This is a genomic window from Aurantimonas marina, assembly GCF_017183135.1.
GTDB classification, from domain to species: Bacteria; Pseudomonadota; Alphaproteobacteria; order Rhizobiales; family Rhizobiaceae; genus Aurantimonas; species Aurantimonas marina.
Genome location: NZ_JADDXW010000052.1, coordinates 1 through 1,083 on the forward strand (window position 1 = coordinate 1; position 1,083 = coordinate 1,083).

The window sequence follows — 1,083 nt, forward strand, 5'->3', positions numbered from 1 at the left end:
ACGGCCGTCGCCGGAGCAGTGTCGCGGCATGATGGCGAGATCGACAAGATCGTCGGGGACGGGATGATGGCGTTCTTCGAGGGTGAGGATGCTGACGAGCGCGCCGTGGCGGCGGCTGTGGAAAGTATCGCATCATGCGGTTCGCTGGTTCGCCATCCCGGCATTGGTCTTTACCGGGGCGAGGTGATCGCCGCCGCGCTCGGGGCCGGCAAGCGGGCGGACTTTACGATCCTTGGCCGGACGGTGAATCTGGCCGCGCGGCTGTGCGCTCTATCCGGCGAAGACGAGATCACCATGTCGCAAGAGATGGCCGCCAGGCAGCGCCCCGATCTTGAAGAGGTGTCGAGGGATGTCGTCAGACCTCGTCATCACAGCCGGGACATGTCTGTCGTCCGGTTCCAGCTGGCCGAGGCCGTCGGCGAGGTCCCCTCGTTTTAGAGCCAAGGCGGACATCCCAACTTTAGTGGTGCGATCCGCCCCAGGATGTCGCATCCGCAGCGGAGGCCCGCCATGGGTGTGATCGGATCGCCGGCGCGATCGTCGGCGCCAGATGTCGGGCCTTCCAAGATTGCAAAACCGTATAGTCCCGGAAATGCCCCTGACGATCCGCGCATCTAGAACGGTTCTATATTGGCGGTGGCAGTGTCGCGCGCCGGAAACGACCATCTGACATCGGAAGTGATCGGTTATGAAAGCAAAGTCATCGCCCCCTGACTGGAGCCGGCTCAACGTCGCCCTGCATTGGTTGATCGTCGTTTTGATCATCGTCCAGTATCTGGAAAGCGAGTTCATGGTCTCGCTTTGGGACGGAACCCTGGAGGGCAAGGCGGTTTCATCGACGACGACCATCCTCGGCTGGACCCATATCGTTCTCGGCTCGACGGTTCTCGCCGCGGCGGTCCTGCGCTTGCTCGACCGCTTTTTCATCCATGGGCGTCCGTCGCATTCAGAGGGTGAACCCGATTGGGCGATGTGGCTGGCGAAGGTGACGCACGCGCTCATCTACACGGTGCTGATCGTGATGCCGATCCTCGGCCTCACAGCCTGGTTGACCGGCAATGACACGCTGGCCGGCTATCACAC

General features: G+C 62.3%; 2 protein-coding genes. Both read left to right on the forward strand.

Annotated elements, in window-relative coordinates:
* A partial coding sequence (locus tag ING15_RS19245; RefSeq protein ID WP_206456458.1) for an adenylate/guanylate cyclase domain-containing protein occupies nt 1–438 on the forward strand: 438 nt, incomplete at its 5' end.
* 250 nt (nt 439–688) lie between these two features.
* On the forward strand, nt 689–1,083 hold a 395-nt coding region (locus ING15_RS19250), incomplete at its 3' end, for a cytochrome b (protein WP_206456459.1).